26 protein-coding genes and 1 pseudogene are annotated in these 25,091 nt (G+C 43.3%); all 27 read left to right on the forward strand.

What is annotated here, in order from left to right:
• Positions 1-111 precede the first annotated feature (111 nt).
• Positions 112-972: a VOC family protein gene (locus tag ABD014_RS04410; protein ID WP_343857954.1), complete on the forward strand. Its 861-nt coding sequence runs from the start codon at positions 112-114 to the stop codon at positions 970-972.
• 61 nt (positions 973-1,033) lie between these two features.
• Positions 1,034-1,672, forward strand: coding sequence for an NAD(P)-dependent oxidoreductase (locus ABD014_RS04415; RefSeq protein WP_379341072.1), 639 nt, complete (start codon positions 1,034-1,036; stop codon positions 1,670-1,672).
• Between the two features lie 177 nt (positions 1,673-1,849).
• Entirely contained in the window at positions 1,850-2,344 is a 495-nt protein-coding gene (locus ABD014_RS04420) for an RNA polymerase sigma factor (protein ID WP_343857959.1), read from the forward strand.
• On the forward strand, positions 2,341-3,348 hold the full coding sequence (locus tag ABD014_RS04425) for an anti-sigma factor (protein WP_343857962.1): 1,008 nt from the start codon (positions 2,341-2,343) through the stop codon (positions 3,346-3,348). Before ABD014_RS04420 ends, ABD014_RS04425 begins: the two co-directional genes overlap by 4 nt.
• Positions 3,349-3,543: 195 nt before the next feature.
• Entirely contained in the window at positions 3,544-4,452 is a 909-nt protein-coding gene (locus ABD014_RS04430) for a carbohydrate ABC transporter permease (RefSeq protein WP_343857964.1), read from the forward strand.
• Positions 4,453-4,478: 26 nt separating this feature from the next.
• Positions 4,479-5,300 (forward strand): carbohydrate ABC transporter permease, encoded by an 822-nt coding sequence (locus ABD014_RS04435; RefSeq protein WP_343857966.1) that lies wholly within the window; start codon positions 4,479-4,481, stop codon positions 5,298-5,300.
• Positions 5,301-5,419: 119 nt separating this feature from the next.
• On the forward strand, positions 5,420-6,769 hold the full coding sequence (locus ABD014_RS04440; protein ID WP_343857968.1) for an ABC transporter substrate-binding protein: 1,350 nt from the start codon (positions 5,420-5,422) through the stop codon (positions 6,767-6,769).
• Between the two features lie 155 nt (positions 6,770-6,924).
• Positions 6,925-8,718, forward strand: a complete 1,794-nt coding sequence (locus tag ABD014_RS04445; protein WP_343857970.1) for a sensor histidine kinase — start codon at positions 6,925-6,927, stop codon at positions 8,716-8,718.
• A gap of 5 nt (positions 8,719-8,723) precedes the next feature.
• On the forward strand, positions 8,724-10,328 hold the full coding sequence (locus ABD014_RS04450; protein WP_343857972.1) for a response regulator transcription factor: 1,605 nt from the start codon (positions 8,724-8,726) through the stop codon (positions 10,326-10,328).
• A gap of 28 nt (positions 10,329-10,356) precedes the next feature.
• The gene (locus ABD014_RS04455; RefSeq protein ID WP_343858331.1) at positions 10,357-11,487 is read left to right on the forward strand and encodes a glycoside hydrolase family 88 protein; all 1,131 of its coding nucleotides are present in this window, start codon (positions 10,357-10,359) and stop codon (positions 11,485-11,487) included.
• 336 nt (positions 11,488-11,823) lie between these two features.
• Positions 11,824-12,054, forward strand: a complete 231-nt coding sequence (locus ABD014_RS04460; protein WP_343857975.1) for a recombinase family protein — start codon at positions 11,824-11,826, stop codon at positions 12,052-12,054.
• Between the two features lie 668 nt (positions 12,055-12,722).
• Complete coding sequence (locus tag ABD014_RS04465; protein WP_343857977.1) at positions 12,723-12,986, forward strand: hypothetical protein; 264 nt, start codon at positions 12,723-12,725, stop codon at positions 12,984-12,986.
• A 593-nt stretch (positions 12,987-13,579) separates the two neighbouring features.
• The gene (locus ABD014_RS04470) at positions 13,580-14,674 is read left to right on the forward strand and encodes a DUF6236 family protein (RefSeq protein ID WP_343857979.1); all 1,095 of its coding nucleotides are present in this window, start codon (positions 13,580-13,582) and stop codon (positions 14,672-14,674) included.
• 344 nt (positions 14,675-15,018) lie between these two features.
• Positions 15,019-15,160, forward strand: a pseudogene (locus ABD014_RS24815) (DUF255 domain-containing protein).
• Positions 15,161-15,510: 350 nt separating this feature from the next.
• Entirely contained in the window at positions 15,511-16,482 is a 972-nt protein-coding gene (locus tag ABD014_RS04480) for a MerR family transcriptional regulator (protein WP_343858334.1), read from the forward strand.
• Between the two features lie 204 nt (positions 16,483-16,686).
• Positions 16,687-17,235 (forward strand): nucleotidyltransferase family protein, encoded by a 549-nt coding sequence (locus ABD014_RS04485; protein ID WP_343857981.1) that lies wholly within the window; start codon positions 16,687-16,689, stop codon positions 17,233-17,235.
• A gap of 32 nt (positions 17,236-17,267) precedes the next feature.
• The gene (locus ABD014_RS04490; protein ID WP_343857983.1) at positions 17,268-17,843 is read left to right on the forward strand and encodes a GNAT family N-acetyltransferase; all 576 of its coding nucleotides are present in this window, start codon (positions 17,268-17,270) and stop codon (positions 17,841-17,843) included.
• A gap of 14 nt (positions 17,844-17,857) precedes the next feature.
• The gene (locus ABD014_RS04495; RefSeq protein WP_343857986.1) at positions 17,858-18,739 is read left to right on the forward strand and encodes an alpha/beta fold hydrolase; all 882 of its coding nucleotides are present in this window, start codon (positions 17,858-17,860) and stop codon (positions 18,737-18,739) included.
• 31 nt (positions 18,740-18,770) lie between these two features.
• Positions 18,771-19,559: an aminoglycoside adenylyltransferase domain-containing protein gene (locus ABD014_RS04500; protein ID WP_343857989.1), complete on the forward strand. Its 789-nt coding sequence runs from the start codon at positions 18,771-18,773 to the stop codon at positions 19,557-19,559.
• Positions 19,560-19,573: 14 nt separating this feature from the next.
• Positions 19,574-19,741, forward strand: coding sequence for a RidA family protein (locus ABD014_RS04505; RefSeq protein WP_343857992.1), 168 nt, complete (start codon positions 19,574-19,576; stop codon positions 19,739-19,741).
• Positions 19,728-19,868 (forward strand): RidA family protein, encoded by a 141-nt coding sequence (locus ABD014_RS04510; protein ID WP_343857994.1) that lies wholly within the window; start codon positions 19,728-19,730, stop codon positions 19,866-19,868. The genes ABD014_RS04505 and ABD014_RS04510 overlap by 14 nt, the downstream gene beginning before the upstream one ends.
• Before the next feature lie 80 nt (positions 19,869-19,948).
• Entirely contained in the window at positions 19,949-20,926 is a 978-nt protein-coding gene (locus tag ABD014_RS04515) for a GNAT family N-acetyltransferase (RefSeq protein ID WP_343857996.1), read from the forward strand.
• A gap of 149 nt (positions 20,927-21,075) precedes the next feature.
• Positions 21,076-21,687, forward strand: a complete 612-nt coding sequence (locus ABD014_RS04520; RefSeq protein ID WP_343857998.1) for a histidine phosphatase family protein — start codon at positions 21,076-21,078, stop codon at positions 21,685-21,687.
• Between the two features lie 23 nt (positions 21,688-21,710).
• Positions 21,711-21,854: a hypothetical protein gene (locus ABD014_RS04525; RefSeq protein WP_343858000.1), complete on the forward strand. Its 144-nt coding sequence runs from the start codon at positions 21,711-21,713 to the stop codon at positions 21,852-21,854.
• 23 nt (positions 21,855-21,877) lie between these two features.
• Entirely contained in the window at positions 21,878-22,492 is a 615-nt protein-coding gene (locus ABD014_RS04530) for a cyclase family protein (protein ID WP_343858002.1), read from the forward strand.
• A gap of 30 nt (positions 22,493-22,522) precedes the next feature.
• The gene (locus ABD014_RS04535) at positions 22,523-23,011 is read left to right on the forward strand and encodes a GNAT family N-acetyltransferase (protein WP_343858004.1); all 489 of its coding nucleotides are present in this window, start codon (positions 22,523-22,525) and stop codon (positions 23,009-23,011) included.
• A gap of 50 nt (positions 23,012-23,061) precedes the next feature.
• Positions 23,062-25,020 (forward strand): GTP-binding protein, encoded by a 1,959-nt coding sequence (locus ABD014_RS04540; RefSeq protein WP_343858337.1) that lies wholly within the window; start codon positions 23,062-23,064, stop codon positions 25,018-25,020.
• Positions 25,021-25,091 lie beyond the last annotated feature (71 nt).

Consider the following 25,091-nt stretch of genomic DNA (forward strand, 5'->3'; position numbering starts at 1 on the left):
TATTCGTTCAAATTAATGATTGACAATAAAATGAGTTGTAACTATAATGATTACAGGTATTGTAACCAATGCGATTACATTAAATAATTATAGATAGAAGGAGGGATAGAAATGAAAGCAACGATTCATCCTAAGGCAGAGATCGGAATTGTAAGATTAAAGGTCACGAATTTAGACCGTTCGCTGCGTTTCTATCAGGAAGTTATTGGGCTCCAGTTGTTGCGCCGAGAGGGGCATCTCGCTGAGCTTACCGCTGATGGAGAGACGGTTCTGCTTGTTCTAGAAGAGAGCGAGCGATTCCACATACTGCAAGGCAGAAGTGTATCTGGTTTATATCATTTTGCTATTCTCGTTCCAGATCGGCTGTCCCTGGGACTGGCTCTGCGGAACTTGATTAAGCATCAAATTCCAGTCGGCCAAGGGGATCATCTTGTTAGCGAGGCATTATATCTGAATGACCCAGACCGTAATGGTATTGAGATTTATGCCGATCGGCCGCGCGATACGTGGCAGAGAGACGAACTGGGCGAATATAAGATGACCACTGACCCTGTCGATATCCAGGGATTGCTGGATATATCGGAGCAAGCCGAGTGGAGTGGTCTGCCGGCAGGAACTAAGATCGGACATGTTCATTTCCATGTCGGTGATCTGAACCGGGCCAGACAGTTCTATACGGAGGTTCTGGGCTTCGATATTGTAGCCCATTATGGACAAGATGCATTATTTATTTCAGCCGGTGGGTATCATCATCATATAGGATTAAATATATGGGCGGGCGTCGGGGCGCCTCCGAATCCAGAGGATGCCACGGGGCTGCGTTACTTCACAATTACGCTCCCTGATCAGGAAGCTGTTGAAGATATTGTGAGACGTCTCCATGATGCCGATGTCGCACATCAGCATGCTGCTGGGTTCGTTGAACTCACTGATCCATTTGGAATCGGTATTCGTCTCGTTGTTAAGTCATGATCTTAAGTATCGCTAGTTAGAACTTACTATATAAATATCATGAATAATGGAGGTAATTAAAATGGCTAAGATCGCAATCGTTGGAGCAACAGGTAAAGCAGGCAGTCGTATTATGAAAGAAGCGCTGGATCGTGGACATGAAGTTACGGCTATTGTGCGCAATACATCCAAATTGGACAATAAAGACGTGCCTGTGATCGAGAAGGATGTATTCGAGCTAACCGCCGAAGATGTGAAGAGCTTCGACGTTGTAGTTAATGCCTTTGGCGCACCAGCTGGTCAGGAGCATCTGCATGTGGATGCCGGTAACGTACTGATTGAAGCGATGAAAGGGGCGCCGAACACGAGATTGATCGTGGTTGGCGGGGCAGGCAGCTTGTATGTGGATGAAGCGAAGACGACCCGAGTGATGGACACTCCAGGGTTCCCGGATATTTTCTTTCCGACGGCATCAAATCAGGGCAAGAACCTGGAGATTCTGCAAGCAACCGATTCGATCAAATGGACCTTTATAAGTCCTTCGGCTAACTTCGCGATCGGCAGACGGACCGGAGCTTACCAGACAGGGAAGGATCATCTTCTCGTCAACTCCAAAGGAGATAGCTATGTCAGCTATGAGGATTTTGCGGTTGCGGTGGTAGATGAGATCGAGCATCCTCAGCACCTTAATGAACGCTTTACGGTCGTATCAGAATCTTGATTCAGATGGTTACTATCTGAATATTTAAATACGAAACGCTCGCAGCGAACAAGTTGCGGGCGTTTTTTTGTTGTATCTGCTTTGCGACTGTGTCATGTATAATGGGTGGCTATATTTTTTACAAAATCACGAATAACATTTGCACGATCCAGGCGTTATACATCTGAAAGGAGGTGCATGATGGAGCCCGGGCAGCTGCATCAGATACTGAAACCAAAAATGATGGAGATCCAAAAATATTTAATCCGACTTGGGGCCACTTGCGCCGACGCTGAGGATGTTGTTCAGGATACCGTGTATAAAGCGATTCTGTACTTGGATTCGATCGAGGCTAGTAAGTTCAGTGCATGGATGTATAAGGTAGCGATTAATCGCTATTATGATCTGTGCCGACGCAACAAGCGATTTCAATTATTCGATGAATCGATAGAGGTTCCGGATTTAGAATTACCAGAGGATAAGCTGTTACAGCAGGAGAGACGGGAAGATATTGAACGTATTCTCTCCGTACTGCAGCCCCTGCACAGACAGCTACTTATTATGAAGTATGAATTAGACATGTCCTACTTAGAAATATCCGACGCTTTAGGCATTAAAGTCGAGATCGTTAAGGCAACTTTATATCGCGCTCGCAAACAATTTCAAAAAATGTATAGAGGTGATGTTAAATGACCGTACCATGGGAAGATCAAGAAGAGGATAAGAATTTAACTAAAGTAATAAAAAGGGCGAAGAGAAGAACGATGATTCGTAACATTATCATTTCACTGGTTGTGACAGTGGTTGTCCTACTCGGAGGAATCATTGGCAACGCACAGGTGACTAATTATATGTTTACCAAAGTATTTAAGCAAGAAGAAAATTTCCAACAGATCACCGGGCCAAATTTATTTGAATCTTACTATACCGAAGAAAGGGGATTTCTATCGGGTAAACTTGAAATTCATCGATATAAAGTCATCGGAGGTGTACCCATTCCCTGGGATGCAAGGCAGGTTGATTATAATTTGGATCTGAATATGTCAGTGAGAAGTACGAACCAAAGTTATTCTAACATTCCTGTTCCTGACCAAGTTATGTCTGATGCCAAATATGAATACAATAGGACCTTTAATAGTTCGAATGGGCAACGTGAGATGATGTTCTATATACCCGAGATTAATTATAATGAAAAAATACTCAATGACCTACCCTCTTTATCAGAAATGGATCCAGGGAAGCTAGTCGAGATGGGGATTTCTTTTGACAAGAGTTATTCCTTAGAGGAAGTGAAATCAATGCTTCCTGAGGGGCTTAAGCAGGTGTGGTATTGGGTGGACACGTACAACAATAAAGATAGGTATAAGCCATATAAAGATGGAAATGGTAACATGTCTTATGCGATTCCAGAAGAAGCGAGATCTATATTCGGATTTGGTGTGAGATGGGATTATGATCATGCTGAGGTTAATGATTTTATTAAATCATTGCAGAATGGACTGATGCAGAAAGGAAAGTATTACTCGGAGTATAGTCGTATATACGATTATCTAAAGCGAGATAAGGCAGAACCTGATTCAAACGATGTTAGAATTATTGGTGTTGTAGTGACAGGAACGGCTGAACAATTGAAGAGCTTGACCAACAAAGCTTATGTTCGTGGAGCTGTGTTGGGGGCCGTGGTGGACAAGTACTAGTCATTTTTAACAATGAGCTTCCATAACTATGGAAGCTTTTTTTGTCTGTAGATGCCCTAATCCAAATACTGCAGCAAAAAGTAAAATTCGTTCCAAAATGCACATTTCTATTTCTTATGAGGCAGAGTCAGCTTTCTTACAATGAAAGTACAACAGATACTACATTTGCTAGACAACTGCCGAGGAGGAGAGAGAATGAAGCAGTCCAAAAAATCCTTACAGCTCAGCATGGGGATAAAGGAGCAGATCGCCGGGTATTTATTTGTCACTCCCTTAATGCTGGGACTGATCATTTTAAGTTTGATTCCGGTGATCGGTTCCTTGCTGCTTAGTTTCACGAATTGGAACTTTGTTGCTGGAATCGGCGCCATGAAGTTTGCCGGACTAGGCAATTTCGAAAAGCTGATACACGATAGTGTGTTCATGAAGAGCCTGGTCAACAATTTAATATTCATCATTATTGTTCCGGTTACCATGATCATTGCACTATTCCTGGCCATTCTGATTGATAAACATATTTATATGAAAAGTTTCTTTAAAGTAGTTTACTTTCTGCCTTATATTTCGAGTATCGTGGCTATAGCCATGGTATGGCAGGTGTTGTTCCATCCTTCGCTGGGACCGGTCAACAATTTGCTGATCTCGCTTGGCGTAGACAACCCACCAAAGTGGCTTGCCGATATCGATTACGCCCTGCCGTCGCTGATGATGATTCAATTATGGATTATGCTCGGCTACAACATCATTATTTACATAGCCGGATTGCAATCCATTCCTAAGGATCTGTATGAAGCATCCGAGATTGATGGAGCAAATGCATGGGTGAAGTTCCGCAGCATTACATTGCCTTGCGTATCGCCTACGACATTTTTCTTATTAGTTACAGGGATCATCGGTACATTCAAAATTTTCGATCTGATTCAGGTGCTGACACAAGGGGGACCGGCCAATTCTACGACGGTTATCGTCTATGAATTGTATGATACAGCCTTTAACCAATTAAAGACGGGGTACGCCTCGAGTATGGCGTTGGTTCTGTTTGTAATCTGTCTCATCATTACTACTCTGCAAATGCTGGCCCAGAAAAAATGGGTTAATTATTAAGAACTCAACGAGAGGAGGTACTCAAATTGAAAATCAATATGTCGAAATTAATATGGACGATCGTAATGGCGCTGATCGGAATTTTATTCGTACTACCTTTCATATGGATGCTGTCGACTTCCTTTAAGCCCGAGTCGGATGTATTTAAATTCCCGATTGAATGGATTCCGAAGCACTGGAACCTTGTAGAGAATTACAGGACTGTATGGAGCGGTCAGTTTCTGCGCTATTACTGGAACTCGATATACATCACAAGCACAACGACGGTTATCAATGTTATCGTCTGCGCACTAGCGGCCTATGGCTTCTCAAAATTACGCTTCTGGGGCAGGGATACAATGTTCGTATTTGTACTTGCTCTGTATATGGTACCGCCTCAGGCTTCATTGGTGCCGCAGTTTTTACTGTTCAACTGGTTTGATTTGATCAATACGCATACGGGTCTTATACTCCTTAACAGCTTTAGCATTATTGGAGCCTTCATGTTGAAGCAGTTCTTTATGGGCGTTAACAATGAATATCTCGAGTCCGCTAAAATCGACGGAGCGGGTTACTTCCGCACCTTCTGGCAAATTGCTTTGCCGCTTATTCGCCCAGGTGTAGCTACCTATGCCATCCTTCGTTTTATCTGGACCTGGAATGATTACCAATACCCGTTAATTTTCCTGAAATCAAAAGAGCTGTTCACGGTTCAACTTGGAATCAGACTGTTTGGGGATCAATACGGAGATGTCTATTCCTTGATGATGGCTGGGGCGGTATCTGCCATTCTTCCACTGTTGATTATCTTTGCCATCGGTCAGAAGCAGGTTATTGAGGGAATCTCGCTTGGTGGTGTTAAGGGATAATGAAGTCAAAATAGTTTCGCTTCCGTAAAAATAGGAAACTTCGAAACAAATTTGAGTATGGTAGGCTGTTGATGTAAGCGATTACTTACATAAGTATTTAGAGGAGGGTCTATATGAGGATGAAAAGATGGTCAGTATTGTTGTTAAGCTTGTCTCTTGCTCTAACGGTTACAGCTTGCGGTGGTGGTAATGCAAAGAATACAGAATCACAGGCGAATGGTGCGAACAACTCTGGGGATACGCCAGCAGCAGAGCAGGTTACACTGAAGCTTAGCACTTGGCAGACGGATGCAAAAGCACAATGGAGCAAGATCATCCCTGAGTTTGAGAAAGAGCACCCGAACATTAAAGTAGAACTGGATCTTCTGAATGAAAAGGGCGATTCCGTAGCTTCGATGCAAAAACTGGATCTGATGGCAGCATCAAATGATCAGTTGGATATCGTTGAATTGCCTTATACAAATTATACTCAACGTGCGGATATCGGCTTGTTCGAACCGCTAGATGATTATATCGCGAAAGACGGCTATAAATATGAGGACGAATACTTGGTAGATACGCATGTGAACGGCAAGATCTATGCTCTTCCATCATCGATGCAGCGCTGGTTTGTCATTTTGAACAAATCGATGCTGGATGAAGCAGGCTTACCAGTACCCACGGATTGGACTTGGAAAGATTTTGAGCAATATGCGAAGACCTTAACCAAAGGAGAAGGCGCTGAGAAACGCTTCGGTGCTTATCTTCACAACTGGCCGGATTACTTCCAACTGCAGTTGATGAGCAAATCTTCTGACAATACGTTCCTGAAGAACGATGGAACTTCTAATGCAAAGGATCCGCTCTTGAAATCAAACCTTGAGATGATGAAGAGAATGATGTATGAGGATAAGAGCGCAAATCCGTATGAGGATATTATTTCGCAAAAGTTAGCTTATCGTAACCAATATTTCAACGGGCTTGCGGCTATGCTGCCAATTGGCGACTGGATGGTAGCGGAATCCGGTGGAACGGATGCAATCCCGGCCACTTTTGAAACGGTATTCGCACCGCTTCCTAAATTGGAAGGAGAGAGCCAGCACTATTCTCCGGTTCAACCCACTTATATGGCGGTAGCGTCGAAATCCAAGAATAAAGAAGCTGCCTATCAATTTGTTAGATGGTATACCTCCCAAGGATTGGAGATTGGCGGAAGAGTATTCTCTGGCTGGGCTAAATCGGATACAGATAAGCTGGTAGATACCATCGTGAATTCGTCCAAGGATCCTTCCAAGATTAATGTGGAATCGTTGAAATACACCATGAAGAATTCTGCTCCTGGATCTGCTTCTGTACCTGCCAAATATGCGGACGAAGCGAAGAATGTCGTTATCCCTGAAGCAGAACTATATCTGATGAACAAGCAGGACATTGATAAGACGATTGACAGTATTGATCAAAAAATTACTGAAGTCGTAAACAACAATTAAACTCCCTCTTAAAATTAAAATAGTAAAATTATTGCACCGGATAAGTACAATAATAACTCTGGTTCTCCTAATAGCAGGGCTATACAATGATGGTATAAGGGAAAACGTTATGTTTTCCCTATTCCAATTCATCTAAGATGTGGGGCCTGTAAATCATGAATAGGTTTAATTTCTCTTTGCGCAGAAAATTGATTTGGTCAGCCTTGCTTTGTTTTCTTCTACCGCTCGCCGGCATTTACCTGATGACCAATTATTTGACGAAGGATCTACTTCTAGAGCGTGCTGTATCCAGCTCCGAAGATGGATTACGGGCAATTCAATCTGAAGTAAACAGCGTATTGGACCAGACCCTGGAGTTATCCAATGTGGCTCTCATGAATTCGGAGATCAGGCAGCAGATACAGTGGGGCCAGAAGAAAAAAGGGTCGCTGGAGGAGAAAGACGACTATCATCTAAATTACAGCAGGCTGATCCGCATGCTGGATGAACTGTTACGTCAGTATGATGATTTTTATGTTACTATCCTGGGAAAGAACGATTTTACATATACCAATTATTCGTATAGCGATTACAATCCTTATAAGCTATCTAGTCAGCCATGGTTTGAGAAATTGGATCATGCCCCGGCGTTCTCCACCTATTGGGTGGGTCTACAGCCTAATTATTATGATGGGGTAGAGAAGAAGGAATCCTATGTAATCACAATCGGCCGTCCGATTCGAACTTCATCCAATAGTATTATCGGTTATGTTGTGATTAGCGTAAACGAGCGGAAAATCAACAGTCTGCTCACCAAAAGCTTGAGCCCGAATCAACAGGTCATGCTGCTGAATGAAGAAGGAACGGTGATTTCACATTCAGACCGCTCATTCATCGGGAGCAGGATGGACTGGTGGGAACAGGGTGAGCATGATCGTACAGTCGATATTAATGGCAAAAAATATGTATATGCTGAGCAGGCAATTCATGCAAATGACTGGAAGTTGGTTAGTCTGATTCCGTTGTCATCGGCCATTTCTAAGAATAGACAAATATTATTGATCAGCTTTGGACTGCAGGCTTTGTTCTTCACAATTTTCTGTATTCTATTGACGGTATTAATAGCAACCTTTACGAAGCCAATACGTGATTTAAGCCGCTTTATTACTCATATCGGGCGGGGCAGACTGGATATGCGTTCTGGAATTCGCGGTAATAATGAGGTAACTCTACTCGCACGAACGATTGATAACATGCTGGATCGGATTGAGTCCATGGTGGAACAAATTACGATCGAGCAGGCAGGGAAACGCAAGGCAGAGCTTGAGATGCTGCAAGCCCAGATCAACCCGCATTTTATGTTCAATCTGCTCAATTCTATCCGCTTCAATATTTTGAGCCGGGGGGACCGTGAGAATGCGGAACTGATTGAATCGCTGTCGTCGCTACTGCGCATGACAATTAACCGTGATAATGAGTTCATCACGCTGCAGGAGGAGATCGATACGATTGGGCACTACACCCGATTAATGAACTTCCGTCATGCGAATCAGGTTCGTCTTGATGTGAGCCTGAATCCAGGTTGTGAACGGGCGCTAGTGCCAAGATTTATGATTCAGCCTTTTATTGAAAACGCAATCATCCATGGCTTTGAGCAATTTGATGGTAATATCTTCATTGAGGCGGAACTTATAGAGCAGCAAGACGCCAGTAATATCAAAATTACAGTTCGTGATAATGGAGCTGGCATGAGCAAGGCGAGGTTGGAAGAGCTGCACGCCAAAATGGATAAGGATCAGGGTAACGCAAAGGATGGTCCAGGACAGGGCTTCTCCGGAATCGGGGTTCTGAATGTATTTCAGAGATTGCGCCTGATTTATGGTGGGAAGGTATACACGGAACTGCATAGTGAAGAGGATGTTGGGACAGTTATCGTAATTCATTTTCCGTATGAGACTAAAGCGAGGTGAGCTGCATGTTGACAGCGATTCTGGTGGATGATGACTATCCGGTGCTGCGCTATCTCTCCGAGAACGTGGCATGGGCAGAGCTTGATATCGAACTGATGGGCTGTTATTCGAATGGTCTCGAGGCTTGGGAGGGATCGCAGAGGAGATGGCCAGACATCGTCATTACCGATATCGGGATGCCCAAGATGGATGGTCTCGAGATGCTGGAGAAGTTCAGTACAGTGAATCCGCAGCTTCGGTCGGTCATTCTGTCCTGCCATAATGAATTTGCTTATGCTCAGCAAGCGATGAAGCTAAAAGCGAGCGATTATATTCTGAAAGAGAGCTTGAATGTGGAACAACTGCAACAGCTGTTAGGCCATATATCAGCTGATCTGAGCAAGGAGAGGAAACAGACAGCGGAGGCTCTGAGATATATGCAGATCGAGGCGATGAATCGCTCAGCCCTCAAGGAGAATTTCCTGAAGGATACGTTATTTCATCTCTCCTGGACGAAAGAAGCGTGGCTCAAGCAAGCTAAGCTGAACGGATTAATGCTCGATGCCAAGCACTATGTTCCATTAGTCGTGAGCGTGGATCGCATGTCCGATATGATTCGTACCCGTCAAATGAACGATCATACGATGGTGTTTGCGGTGGAAAATGTCCTACAAGAAGTACTGGATGCGATGCACCGCAGTGTTATTTTTCGCTATAGCCAACATGAACTGGTCATTCTCGTCTGCTGTGATGATCCTACCAAGGAGCAGCAGTTGTTATATTACTCTATACCAAAGGCGATTCAAGCGATCAAGCATTATGTAAAGATCTCGGTCACTTGTCTGTTGGGACGCCAGGGAGACACGCCGGAAGAGCTGCGCCGCATCTTGCTGCCGATGCTGAACGATGGCAGTCAGCGCTTCTATTTAAGGGAAAATGAGCTGCATCGGTTCGAGAAGACGGTATTTTCCACGGAAGATATGTATGGGGAGTACGCTGCCTTTTTCTCGAAAATAAACGATAGTCTGGCCCTTAATCTGCAGGAGCAATTGAAGAACATTATCGACGAATGGGCACGATGGGTTGAGGATCATCGCTTCCATCCGGCGAATGTGAAGGAATGGGTGCTACAGCTACTGATGGAGCTCCAGATGAAGACGATGGTTACGCTTCGAACTCAACCGGATCTATCCGAAGATAAGCTGTACGATGTAGTCAATAGTATTCACTCGATGGAGCATTTGAAGAGCTGGATAATGGAATATTTGCTGAAGCTGTCCAGAAAATTAAGTATTCTGTCGATCCGTTCCAAACGGACGGAGGTCATTCGGGCACAGCAGTACGTCATCCAGCATGTGACTGAGAAATTAACGCTTGAGGATATGGCGGCTTATCTGAACTTGAATTCCAGTTACTTCAGCCGCCTATTCAAGCGTGAGACCAACCAGAACTTCATCGAATACGTCAATATGGTGAAGCTGCAGAAGGCGAAGCAACTGCTGGAGCAATCCAACAAGACAATCGAGGAGATCTCGGATCATCTGGGATACGCCAATAAGAGCTACTTCATTAAGTTATTCAAGCGGGAGATCGGTATGACGCCGAGCGAATACACATCCTGGAATGGATGAGAAATGAATCTTGGGGAGATGAGTAATGATGTGGAACGCAGCGATTGCGGATGCCCTGACAAAGCTGAGACAGAATATCGTCAAGCATCCGGGCATGCTGCCTCATATTATTGAGGGACAGCGTTACGAATGGGGAGAAAATAATGATTGGATCGAGGGATTCTACATCGGTATGATGTGGCTTGCTTATGAATATGGGCAGGATCCATTTTACAAAGACTCTGCAGAAGCCTATCTGGCTAATTTCAAGGATAGGCTGGAACGGCATGTCGCTCTCGATCACCATGATATCGGATTTTTATATTCTCTGTCGGCGGTGGCGGAATGGCGAGTGACGGGAAGTACCGAAGCAAGAGAAGTAGCGCTTCAAGCGGCAGATGTATTATTAGAGCGATGGCGGCCACAAATCGGAATTATCCAAGCTTGGGGCCTTGAGGATGATCCGGAAAATGGTGGGCGGATGATCATCGACTGTCTGCTGAATCTCCCGCTGCTGTTCTGGGCGTTTGAACAAACTCAGGATCAGAGATATTATGATGTCGCCATGCAGCATGCGTTGATCAGCGAGAAATTCCTCATTCGGGGGGATGGCTCTTCCTATCATACTTTTTATTTCGATCGGGCTAACGGAAATGCGATTCGCGGGGGTACACATCAAGGTTATGAGGATGGCTCGACATGGACGCGAGGCCAAGCCTGGGGTATTTACGGTTTTGCCCTGGCCTATCGTTATACGAAGCACGAGGCCTTCTTGGATACGTCGAAGCGCCTTGCGAAATACTTCATCGAGCATATGCCAGAGGATGACGTGGTATACTGGGATTTTGATGTTCCGGTTGAAGCGGGAACGCCGAGAGACAGCTCGGCCTCCGCGATCACCGCGTGTGGATTACTGGAGTTGCTGGAATTGACTGCGGATGAAGGTGATGACTCCAACCGTCAATTGTTCGAGGAAGCTCTGGATCGCATAATGAGAGCGTTGGTAGAGAAGTATGCGACTACTGATCTTCCGGATGCGGAAGGGTTACTGAAGCATGGCTCTTATCATGTTCGAGGGGATCGTGCGCCGGATGATTATATGATCTGGGGCGACTACTTCTATTTGGAGGCTTTGGTGCGGTTAGAGAAGGGGATTAAAGGTTATTGGTATGTAAAATAAATGATTAAGAAGTCCGGTTCGGGTGGATTCCTGGGACCGGGCTTTGTTTTATATTGCTGGATAAGCAAGCCATGCTAGAAAAGCTATTCAATAAATTGGAAAATTGGCATTCTAGCGGGTTTAAGCAATATGGCGAATAGATGGTGATAAGGTAATTGTAAATCATACATTTAATTCCCTGAATTTCGAAATCCCCTTCATGCAAGTGTACTTTTTGCAATTAAAGTCAGGTCAGAGCCGATTTTTGATGTTTTAGTTGTACTTTATACTAATTAGTATCTCATAAGCGCATAGCCGCCTATTTTAGTAAATCTCGTGATGATGGTGAACTTGAAGATGTTCTTTGGAGCAAGTGGTTACCCTCCTGCCTTGGCAGAGAATCAGAATTGGACCTATAGGTTAAATGAAAAAGTAACCTCTGAGGAAAAGATCGAGTCCCGGAAAGAAATGCAGATGTTACTGCGGCATGTTGAAGATCAGCTCTATGATGGGGTAGTGGTCATGGATATTGACCGTTTAGGGCGTGGAGAAAACAAGGATTGGGCACTCATAAAGATACGTTTTTGAACTCAAGACGGTAATCATTACGCCGAACAAGATATACGATGGCGTTAGAAGGTTTAGCCTCTTGCGAGGACTACCTATCTTGTCTAGGTATCAAGGATATAATGTAGAAATGGAACAACTCGGTTTGCTATTACATGAACTCATACTAATGATGTAAATTATTAATGAAAAAAGGGAATTTGCGGAAAACGTCGAATTTAGTACTTTAGTCATTGGTGAGGTTTGACAGATTATTTATCCTTAGGATGGTGTTGGCTGTATGTTAGAATCTCCTCGAGTTAAAAATGTATTAGATGACTGGGGATGCTAGTCTTAAAATGTTTGAGGAATTTTTCTGAACGTGAGTTCATTGCTCCGTTTGGTCAAGATAAACTTACAACCTTGATAAGAGTGTGATACTCCTCAATCCGATTCATTGATTCATATTTTGATAGTTTGTAAAGATATCGTTTTATCTATTAAGCCACTACAAGATGCTTATTTAGAGATGGAAGATTATAAAAATAATCTCATACTGAAGGAAAAACTATTTAATGAGCAACAAATTGTGGAACGAATTAAGCAAGCGCTAATAGAATTAGCGTCACAAAAAGAGTTGGCTGATAATTTGTTAGCTGACGATTTGGACATGGTTATTACCAAAATTCAAATGATCTATGGAGAGTTGTATGGGACAGATGAATTCGGCTTTAAAGATAATCGAACCTGTAAGAACTGGTCGTCAAATTGATATGAAATTTTTGGCGGAGCACAGAGGGATATTAGTAGAGGCTGCACCACTAATTAATGCTTCTCGTATAAGAGCGCTATTATGGGCATATATATTTGCTATGTCAGAGATAAGAAGTGAAAGCACACAAAGGACTTGGTTAAACTTTACTTTATTAGATGATCCATTAACTTCATTTGATGAAGGGCATAGGACTTCATGACCCGGATTGGCCAAGACACATGAAACAGTATGGAGTTAATTCTCAAATTCAGCGTATCAAGTCTTTGAGTATAGTAAGAGATGTTATAGACATCAAGGAGTAGAAAGCAGAAGTTGATAAAGATTTGAAATTATGGAACGAAGACAAGAAAGATGAGCAATAAGAAAAGGTTTGTCGAATCAGTAAGAGTATAGATTGAAGATAAGCTCAAGGATACATAATGCTCATCACGGAGGAGCATTACGTAGTAGAATTTATTGCGATGAGGCCGCAATCATTTCACAAAGCTATATGAAAATATCGTCATTTTTAGATCTATGCTGGGATGATTATAGAAGTAAAATCTATACTGTTTCTACAACTGATTTAAATCCTTTAAGCATTTAAAAACTAATCCCAAAATATATTTGGAGAGAGAACTACAATGTTCAAGGATAAATCATATGATGAAAGTCTTAAAATTATACAGGAAGGGCTTTGGCAAGGGAAAAAAGTACGCATGATCCATACAGTCGTAAGGAGTTTAAGCTGATCTGCAGCAGAGATAATTGATGTACTATATAGCTAAGGAAATTTAAGGAGACCAGTTTAATATGAAGAAAAGAATGGCTTTATTTTATCCTACTATAGAATTTAAAGATCCTAAGTGGTTGTGGACTTCAGCTTTATTATGGGATAGAATCTATAGAATTGTTCCTAATGAATACATACCCAAAGATAGTAGAAATATCCTTGAATTGATGGAGGATGGGACAATAGGACAGCCTATTGATCCCAGTTTGTATGCTAGTGATGTTGCAGATGAATTTATTGATAAATATAATGGGACAGATTGGCACGCTCCTGCTTTAGGTAATTATAAATTAATGAGTAATAAGTATATAAACTTGCACAAAGATAAGGCTGATGTAAAAATAAGGAATCTAATAATTGCTAAAGGGCAAAAAGATAGTGATAGTGAGTGGTTAAAAGTTCCTGAATATATTGCTGGTTTGTATATGCTATATTTGGCAAATCATATATCGAATGCAAATAAACTGGAACTAATCACGGATAGTAGTGCTGCATGGTGTGGTTCTAATTATTTTAGTTACGATGGTAAAATAGATGATTTTGAAGTATACAACGACAATTCTGAAAAACTTGCATCGCTAATAATACAAGATTTTATACCGGAAAATATCTTGGATATTTCCGCCAAAGATTTATTGAAGTTTAGAGAAAAGCGAAAAGACGAAAGGCATAGATTTCTTGATTGTATGGATTCGCTGGCTTCTGATATAGCAAACTGTAGGGATCCTAAAATTGTTAATGATATTATTGAAGATCACAAAAAAGATATATTAGATTCACAAAAAGATTTTAAAAAAAGCTTTGATATGATTCGTGTTTCTGGATGGCTTGGAGTGAAAAGTGTACTTGTTCCGGTAGCAATGCCTGTTGTAACATCAATGTATGAGTTATCTGATTCTACAAAAGCATGGGTTAATTCATCTGGAATAATATTTGGATTGGTTGCAGGTTTTTTAGAGGAAAAACAGAAAATTTATAAACTAAAAAAAGAATACAAATATAATTATTTATTGGAACTTAAGAATGAATTGGACAGAGCGCGTGTTTGTTTTTCAGGTTTTGAGAATTATAATAGTTATTTGGAATACGAAATGAATAATTTTATACACGATTAAATTGTGAGCTAAACGATCAGACGGAATTCAGTTTTGTCCTTTATCGAACAAACTAAAAAGAACTGCCTGTTCAGGCCTTCCTTATGACAGGAGTTATCGTAAGCACAGAGTAACTGAAACTCAATAATTAATGGTTGTTGAATGACTCTTAAACTTTTGCTTTTCAATAAATTAATATTAGTATTTAAGAGAGCGTCCTAACTGGGCGTTTTCTTTTTAAGAGTTGGTTGCCCTGAATTTCAGCATAGCAGTTTTTTTGTGAAGCAAAACAATAAAAAGGGTAGTCACCCTTGCTCTATTGTAAAAAAAGCATAATTCATCAAGTTGAAAAGGTGCGGAATTCCATAACAACGCCAAAAGTACCCAATAGATTAACCGCGGAAAAATCGCCGTATTTTCTGCAACATGCGCATAACCCAGTGATCTCGTTCCCCTTGGTCTGAAGTGGCTATTGAAGTCGCCGAGCGCAACAATCCTTTCTATTGAATATAGCTATTTATTGACCCACACGTACCTGTCATTGATGAGATGTTCACGTGAATCAATTTCTATAGAAGCTCTTGCTTTATGGAGGAGTTTTTTTGTTTGACGTACAAGAACAATATTCGAATAAGGCCTGGTTTGGGGTATCATTGAATGATAGAATTCTTTTCCGCGTGAGCCTATCACGGTGGGAGAGTTTGAAATTTAATTAAATGCACGGCAAGCATAATCTTGGTTTTCCGTGCGTTTTTATAACGAGTTTTTTGGTTTCTCTCTTGACTTTAACGTCGCGTCAACCTGTATATTTTTACTCGAAAGGAGAGATAGTCATCGAACTGCAAACAATCAGTCAAGTGTCAAAGGACTTTTCAATCTCAACCCGAACACTTAGGTATTACGAGCAAATCGGATTGATTACTCCTACGAAAAAGGAAGATTCCGCATACCGCGCATACGATGCTGAAACCATCACACGTCTGCGTCAGATTATCGTTCTGCGTAAACTGCGGATACCGCTCAAACAGATTGCCGAGATTCTGCAAAGCGCGGAAGCGTGCGTTGCAATCGAAGCCTTTGAGCGTAATCTTGCGGATATTGAAGACGAAATCACCGCGCTCTCTACCATTCGCAGCGTCATCAAAGCCTTTGTCGAATATCTAAATCTCAGAGGTGCGAAATTCGCGTTACCTGACGACGCAAGTTTACGGGAGGTTGTGGATTCATTGACTGTCTCTAAAATCAACTTCAAGGAGGAAAAGTCAATGGAGGATCTAAACAAGGCAAGTGAAAATTTGAACAAACTGGCAGACAAAGATGTGCGGATTGTATATCTGCCGCCCATGACTGTGGCTGCTGCTTACGCAACGGGAGAGGGCTGCGAAGGTAAAGCGATTGACATGATAACGCAATTTGTAGAAGAAAGCGGATTGCTAAAGATCAAACCCGACGCCCGGAGTTTTGGTTTTGACTGCTCTAAGGGGGCAGCAGTAATCGGAGAACCTTCACATGTATATGAGGTGTGGGTATCCATTCCCTACGACATAGAGGTACCCGCGCCATTAGTAAAACGAACTTTTGACGGTGGGTTATATGCTGCACATGTGTTGAGGGCGTGGGACTTCGAGGACTGGCGTTTATTAAAAGAATGGGTTGACGCAAGCGATAAATATGATAATGACTGGGATTCCCCACGCTGGACATCGCCGGAAACGGTTGCGGGGCAAGGATTTGAAGAAACGTTGAATTTTTATAACTTTATACAAAAAGGCGGTAAAATGAAAGATTTACAGCTTGATTTATTGTTTCCGATTAAGGAGAAGGGTTAAGACGCTCCCCCCATAGGACAAGGCTATTATAGCTTCGTCCTTATTTTTATGCTCGAAAGGTGTTGTCTTCCCCACATTCAGAGATTGATACTCCATATATAGTCTTGAATCCGGCATTACATAGTATCTCATACCTGTTCATCCATGTTACAATATATGGAATCGAACTCATAGACTCGTGATCATAAATAAAGGAGGAACCCTATGCTTGAGACGAGATTGATTCAACTCTTAGGAGAGGAAGAACAGATTATCAAAGATCTGAAGCTAGTACGGCAGTTGGATTTGCCTCAGAGCTATATCGCAGCCGGATACATTCGGAATTATGTCTGGGATCGGCTGCATGGATACGGAAACCGTGGAACATACAGTGACATCGATGTGATCTATTATGATCCGCGGGATGTATCAGAGGAACGAGATCGGCAGTTAGAAGATGAACTGAAGCGCAGCACCGGCAATGATAAATGGTCGGTGAAGAACCAGGCTAGAATGCATATTCGTAATGGTGAGAGTCCTTATCTTTCTACGCTGGATGCAGTAAAGCGCTGGCCTGAGACAGCTACAGCTGTTGGAGCCATGCTTGACGAGACGGATCAACTTATCATTTGTGCCCCGCATGGATTAGAAGATTTGTTCAGGATGGTGGTCAGAAGAAGTCCGTTCTTTCTGGATCAGGCTTATTATCTGGAACGGGTTGGGAAGAAGGAATGGGATAGATTATGGCCTTTGTTGACCATCATGAAGGACTAGTGTAAGTACACAACATATAGGGGAGGATCAGAATGAAGTATTTTAGAAAAATAGAAGGCCCCCGTATTTATTTGTCCCCAGTAAATGCTGACGATGTAGAGACCTACACCAAATGGATTAATAACATGCGGCTCTCTTTAGGATTGGGGTCAGCTTCTCAATCCTTTAGCTTGCTCCGGGAAAAGAATGTGCTTGAGAATCTGGCGAAAGAGAACCACAATTATGCGATCGTGCTGCAGGAGACGGATGAATTACTGGGGAATTGCAGCCTTTTTGCAATCAATGAAGTACATCGAACTGCAGAGTTGGGTATTTTTATCGGGGAAGAGACGGCCAGAAATAAAGGTTACGGTACAGAGGCGATTCAGTTGTTGACCGAATATGGATTTAAAATTTTGAATCTCAACAATATCATGCTTAAATTGTACGAATTCAATCACTCTGCCTACAGATGTTACGACAAGGCTGGATTTCGCGAGTTCGGGAGAAGAAGCAGAGCATGCCATTTAAATGGTGCTTTCTATGATGATATCTACATGGAAATGGTCCCCAAGGATATGACGACAAGTTTCTTGAACAGTATTATTCCTAAGAAAAAAATAAATTAATTGGAGCGAGCAGTATGCGCAGATACAAATCTGAAGCAGGTCGTGAACTCATCTATCATTCTTATGAGAAGTTGTTAGAAGATTGGAAGGTCGAATATGCAGAGCATGACATCATGACTTCTTACGGAAGTACCCATGTGGTGACCGCCGGCGCGCCGGAGAATCCGCCGCTGCTGTTGCTTCATGGAACTGCGGACAATACGGCGATGATGTGGATTTACAATATCCAACGTCTATCTGAGCGCTTCTTCGTCATAGCGGTTGATGCCATAGGGGGATCCGGGAAGAGCGAACCTAATGTAGATTATTATGTGAAATTCGATCAAACCGTCTGGTTGGATGAAGTACTAAATGGACTGGGTATCGAAAGGATATATGTGGCCGGGGTCTCTTACGGAGCGTATTTAGCGTATCATTATGCCATTATGAGACCGGAGAAGGTCATCAAGATCATATGCATGTCTGGTGGAATCGCAGCTAGCCAGGCTGAAGTGATGGGCAAGATGATGAAAGCCTTTCTGCCGGAGGCGCTGTTCCCAAGTGAGGGGAGCTGCAAAAGACTGTTAAAGAAGCTATCCGGTCCCAATTATACGGTGTTTGAGAGCAATGCGGAATTGATGAAGCATTGGTATTACTTGCTTAAATATTTCAATAACAAGTCTATGGCGCAGCACAAGCTGACAATATTTAACGATGAGCAAATCTCCAGTATTCGGGACAAATCGCGCTTCTTAATCGGTGATCAGGATATGCTTAGCAATTATCCCAAATCGATTCAGAGATTAGAAGCTCACGGTCTGAATTATCGAATCGTTAACCATGCCGGGCATGCTATTAATCATGAACAGGCAGAAGAGATAGACTCAGAAATCATCCATTATTTTATAGGTTCCTAATGTTGTCTGGTAGTAAGGGAGGATCTGTCCGATGGACATGAAGCAAGAGGAATTGAAGCAAACCGTTGAGCTTTTCCTAAAAGAAGCAGAGCGCAATTTAGTTGGTGTATATTTGCACGGATCTATGGCGATGGGATGCTACAATCCGAACAAGAGCGATCTGGATCTTCTGGTGGTGCTCCGCAGGCCCGAGTCTGCTGATTGCTACCGTAGAATAGCTAAGCGACTGATTGAGATTGAAGCTGCTTTGCCCCAGGGTGCCGCAGGAATTGAACTCAGTGTAATCTTAGAAACCTGTTTATCCAACTTTACTTATCCAACACCGTTCGAATTGCACTATTCAGCAGCTCACAGGGACAGATATCGATCGGATGAAGGTTATTTGTGCGGCGGCTTTGAAGATCCGGATCTAGCGGCTCATATCATGATCACTTATTACAGGGGAATTACATTATACGGCCGGCCAATCGAAGAGGTTTTTAAACCAATAGATAGCAGATATTATGTTCAGTCAATACTTGGGGATGTTGAGGACGCGTCGGAGGGCATCTTAGAGAATCCGGTGTATTATACGTTGAATTTATGCCGAGTTCTGCTGTTCTTGAAGGAGGGGAGGATCTCCTCCAAACAGGAAGGTGGGGAATGGGGAACTCAAGCGCTGCCGGCACAATACAAAGATTTGATCTGGAAATGCCTTGCGGAATATAAAGGTACGGGCGGCTTGAAGTTTAAGTCCGATCCTGGGCAGTTGACTGAATTTGCCGGGTTCATGAAGAGGGAGATTATGAAGGCAGGCGAAGCACAGTATTTAGACCAATGATTGAGGGGATTTATATGGGAGCTGTAGATGCGAGGTTACATGAATTGGGAATTATACTGCCGGAAGCAAGTGGTCCTGCCGCTAAATACGCTAATTACGTCATCGTAAATGGGCTTATGTTCGTGTCCGGCAAGGGTCCCGGTTCGAGCCCAAAGGGCAAACTGGGCAGTGATTTTGCTTAACGGATTTTCCGATCTGATGTATGAATTGTTTGAAGAGCGGGGACAGCATGCCAGATCTGTGTTTGGGGCCGTATCGGTAAGAGATAATCTGCCTATTATTGTGGACTCTATTTTTGAAGTGGATTAGTTGTTTATATTCATTCTTTTCCTCGATTTTCTACTGTATTTAGCTGAAAATGGTTACATAACCATATAAGGAGTGAAGGAATGAACTTTACGGTTCGAAAAATGCGAACCCCGGACGATTATTCCGAGGTTGCTGATTTGTTGAATTATGTATTCTCTGAGGAGACCCATGCGGATAATTTGGCCTTGGAGGATTCAAAGATCCCAGCAGTGGGTACTTTGGGGAAGAATGAGTTAGGACAGTTGACTGGCCATGATCGTATGCGGATCGTTGCTGTGGATGAAGATGAAGCCATTATTGGATACGGTATCTCCTGGCGAGCGCCATGGACAGAGGCAGGAGAGCTAAATCATGTACTCATTGTGAATCCGCTTTATAGGAATCAAGGGATTGGCGCGACATTGTACAAAAAATTGGAACAGTGGGCTAACGAGATTGGCGCCAGCAAGCTGAATTATGAGGTGCACGATGATCAGGACAGCTCTATAGCTTTTGCCCGAGAGCATGGTTATGAACAGGAGAGACATAATTTCGAATCTGTTCTGGAGCTGAACTCATTTGACAGGAGTATGTTTGAAGACATCAATAACCGTTATCCAATTCTACCGCTCACTGAAATCGATGACCCTGACCGGGAACAAATGCTGTACGAGCTGTATAAAGAGACGACACAGGATATACCTGGCATCAGCGGAGATTATTTTGATTTTCACGAATGGAGAAAGTGGACCCTGGAATTGCCGGAATCTGAGCCTGAAAATGTGCTGGTAGCACTGGATGGGAATAAATTCATCGGAGTCGCTCATTTGCTGCACTTTGAGACTGCGAACAGCATGTATAACGAATATACAGGTGTTCGGCGAGATTACCGTGGCCAAAGGATCGCGTTATCGCTTAAACTAAAAGCTATAGAGCTTGCGGTGAGTAAGGGAATAGAATACATGCGCACCAATAACGATTCATTGAATGCTCCTATGCTAACGATTAATCGTGACCGTCTTAAATTCAAGGCCGTACCGGGCGTATATAAAATGGTTAAGTTTCTAAAGCAGGTATAATGTTATTTTGGTAGAAATGATATACGAATGGGATTTGATTAGGCCTGCATATGCAGGCTTTTTTAATCCTTATTTAGGCTTGTTGTTGTGTAAGGAATCAAGTAGAATGCACCTTATATAAAGCTATGTTGCTTAAGGAGTGGGACTATATGAAAACTCATATTTATATTGTCAGACATGGACAGACGGAATGGAATGTGATGCACCGGATGCAGGGACACCAGGATTCGCCATTAACGGAATTAGGTGTTCAGCAGGCCAAATGGCTTGGTGAGGCGCTACAGAACGAGCCTATCGACGTTATCTACGCAAGTTCAAGTCCAAGAGCACTTAGAACGGCGGAACTAATCAGAGCTGATAGAAAGATTGATATTTTCGAGACGGATGAATTCAAAGAGATTAATCTGGGGGTATGGGAAGGAATGACCCAGGAGGAGATCGAGGTCGTATACCCGGATCAGATGGAATATTTCTGGAAAGATCCAGGGAAATTTGGCGTAGCTGGAAGTGAGACTTATCAGGAGGTATTTAACCGCGCTCACAAGAAGCTTACGGAAATTGTGCGCGAGCATGAAGGCAAGTCCGTTCTGATCGCAACGCATACCGTTGTTGTTAAACTGTTGATGGCCTATTTTGAGGAGCGTCTGCTGCAGAACTTATGGGATCTTCCTTACATCCATCCCGCATGTCTCTGTAAAGTCTCTTTCGAAGAGGATGCATGGGAGATTCTACTACACGGTGATATAAGCCATTATAAATAAACCGTTTTGCAGGAGGTGAGGGGATGTTATGGATTATAGGAGCATTTATTACCTGGCTCATCATATACAGTGCAGTCCGCACCGCGATTGAGAAGTCAGAGACAGCGAGGAACATACAGGAGATACGGGATTTGTTAGTGGAGCGTAGAGATAATAACATTCATTAAGAATTTTGCTGGGGGGCATGTAAATGTTCATTGATCTGACTCATTTAATACAGAATGGCCTGCCTGTGTATCCCGGGGATCAAGAGACATCGCTGCTACAATCAAAACATATCAGGCAGGATTATTATAACAATCACCAGTTGAATATCAACATGCATGCAGGCACCCATATTGATGGTCCTATGCATCTATTGGATATTCAACGTTATTTAAGTGAGTTCCCGTTGGAACAATTTATAGGCAGAGCTTGTCTACTGGATGTATCGGGGCAGGAGATTATAGATTATGAGGAGAAATATGAGACGCTAATTAAGCCTCAAGATATTGTGGTCCTCTATACAGGTCATAGTAAATGTTATGGTCAGAATGAGTATTTTGCAGAATATCCAATTTTGACTAGGGAATTTGCCGAGCTGCTAGTACGTAAACAGGTAAAAATGATAGGGCTTGATACACCGTCTCCCGATAAATATCCGTTTGAGGTACATAAAGTGCTTTTTCAGCATAATATTTTGATTCTGGAAAATTTAGCGAATGTAGAGAAGCTATTAGATGTGAGTCACTTTGAGATCATCGCATTACCAATGCGTATACAGGCTGATTCAGCGATAGCAAGGGTTGTTGCTAGAATAGATTAAGAGGCACGGACATAGAGGAGGATACTACAGATGCATTATACTTTTAAGGAAATGACCAGAGAGGCAGCCGTAACAATATCCCACTGGGAATATCCGGCTCCTTATAACTTCTATAATATGGACCCTGATGAAGAAGGGGTAGCTGAACTATTAAACGGCGATTACTATTGCGTGTCAGACGAAGCTGGCCGAATCGTTGGCTTTTTCTGCTTCGGACTCTCTGCCAGAGTACCTGGCGGTTATGCGGCCGGTCTCTATACCGATGAGCAGCGCATTGACATTGGCCTCGGCATGGATCCTGCCCTCACAGGGCAAGGACTTGGAAGTGAATTCGTTCAAGCAGGCATGCAGTGGCTACTAGGGCAGCATGGTCAGAGCAAGTTCAGACTAGTTGTAGCTTGCTTCAATGAGCGAGCCAGACGGGTCTATGAGAAGAACGGTTTTGCCCTAAGAGGAACGGTACAATCCAAGGTTAATGGAGAAGATACTGAATTTTTGTGTATGGAAGCTGATTTATAATTACAACAGGCTATTTGGCAAATGGGAAGTGAAAAGAATTGAGCGGATATATGAATAAGACGATCGGACTATTGGCGCATGTTGATGCCGGGAAGACGACATTTGCCGAGCAGCTACTCTATCATACGAGCAGCATTCGGAGTAAGGGACGGGTGGATCACCAGGACTCTTTTCTCGATACACATGAACTGGAGAAGGCCCGCGGAATTACGATATTTGCGGACCAAGCGATGATGAATTATGAAGGGTCCATTTATTGTCTTATTGATACGCCGGGACACGTTGATTTCTCGGCAGAAATGGAAAGGTCACTGCAGGTCATGGATTATGCCATTGTGATCCTAAGTGCAGTGGAAGGGGTTCAAGGACATACGGAGACGGTCTGGCAATTACTGCGGAAGCATCGTATTCCAACCCTGTTCTTCGTCAATAAATTGGATCGAACCGGTGCGGATCTAGAAGCCGTTCTGGAGCAAATCCATCGGCAGTTAACCCCAGATATAGTAAGAGTGAATGGACAATTAAGCTCTGCGAATCTTGAAGAGGAGCTGGTGGCTGCAGTCGCCGACCATGATGAGCAGTTGCTGGAGGACTATCTAGAGGGCGATTATGATGAAAATGCAGTTGTAGCAGTGTTGGCTAGACTGATCAAGAAGGGCGAATTGTTCCCGGTCATGTCTGGTTCGGCGCTGATGGATCAAGGAATAGACGATTTTCTTCATAATCTGGAGATGCTGACCAGTACTACTTATAATCGGCAGACTGCATTCGCTGCCAGAGTCTATAAAATACGGCATGAGCTGCAAGGAACAAGACTTTCTTTCCTGAAGATTACGGCGGGTAATTTGAGGGTCCGCGATGAAGTAAATTATGTGAGCAGCAACGGTGAAGAGGTGCAGGAGAAAGTTACCTCACTACGTATCTATAACGGCGAGAAGTTTACAATTGTCGATGAAGCTGAAGCAGGGCAGCTGATCGCGGTAACCGGGCTGTCGGCAGCAGCTGTCGGTGATGGATTGGGAGAATTGCAGCAACGTGCCAGGTATGAACTCGTGCCGGCGCTCAAGTCTAAGGTTCTGTTCGATCCGAAGCTCTCTGTCAGAGAGGTACAGCGTTATTTTCAAATGCTGGGCGACGAGGACCCTTCGTTAAATGTCATCTGGGATGAAGCTCTGCAGGAGCTGTATATCCATGTGATGGGGGCGATTCAGCTTGAAGTGCTGGAGCAGGTCGTTATGGAGCGCTTCAAGCTGAAGGTCGCCTTCGGCACGCCGGAGATATTATATAAAGAGACGATTGCGGGCGAAGTGTATGGTTGTGGCCATTTTGAGCCGCTGGGTCATTATGCGGAAGCTCATTTGAAGCTTGAGCCTGGGCCGCGGGATAGCGGGGTAGTGTTCCAAAATAAGTGTCATCCCGATCATTTAAGCACTGGTTATCAGAATTTGATTGGTCAGCATGTGTTGGAGCGTGAGCATCACGGTCTGTTGACCGGATCACCGCTTACGGATGTGATTGTGACTTTGCTGAATGGACGTGCTCATAACAAGCATACGAGCGGCGGCGATTTCCGCGAGGCGACGCATCGAGCACTGCGGCAAGGGCTGGAGAAGGCAGAGAATATCTTGCTGGAACCTTATTATTCATTTAAGATCAAGGTCGATTTAGAACTGGTCGGTCGTGTGATGTCGGATATTCGTCAAGCACATGGTTCATTTGATCCCCCGGAGACGCATGGAGATCAGGCATATATTAGTGGAACGGCGCCGGTAGCTACCTTTATGAACTATAGTGCTGAGCTGGCTTCTTTTTCAAAGGGGAAGGGGGCGTTGTCCATGCAGCTTGGCGGCTATCAACCGTGTCATCAGGCGGACCTGGTCATTGAGAGTCGGAGTTATAATAAGAATGCAGATCCGGAGTATACCTCGGCATCGATCTTTTGCGCCAAAGGACAGGCATACAGCGTTCCTTGGGAGGAAGCGGATGATCATATGCATGTGCAGAGATGATGCAGCTCACCCAATCAACTGCTCAAATAGATGAATATGATGTGAACGAATTCGCCCATAGCGATCTGTAA

Origin of the sequence: Paenibacillus motobuensis, from assembly GCF_039521865.1 — a bacterium.
GTDB lineage: Bacteria > Bacillota > Bacilli > Paenibacillales > Paenibacillaceae > Fontibacillus > Fontibacillus motobuensis.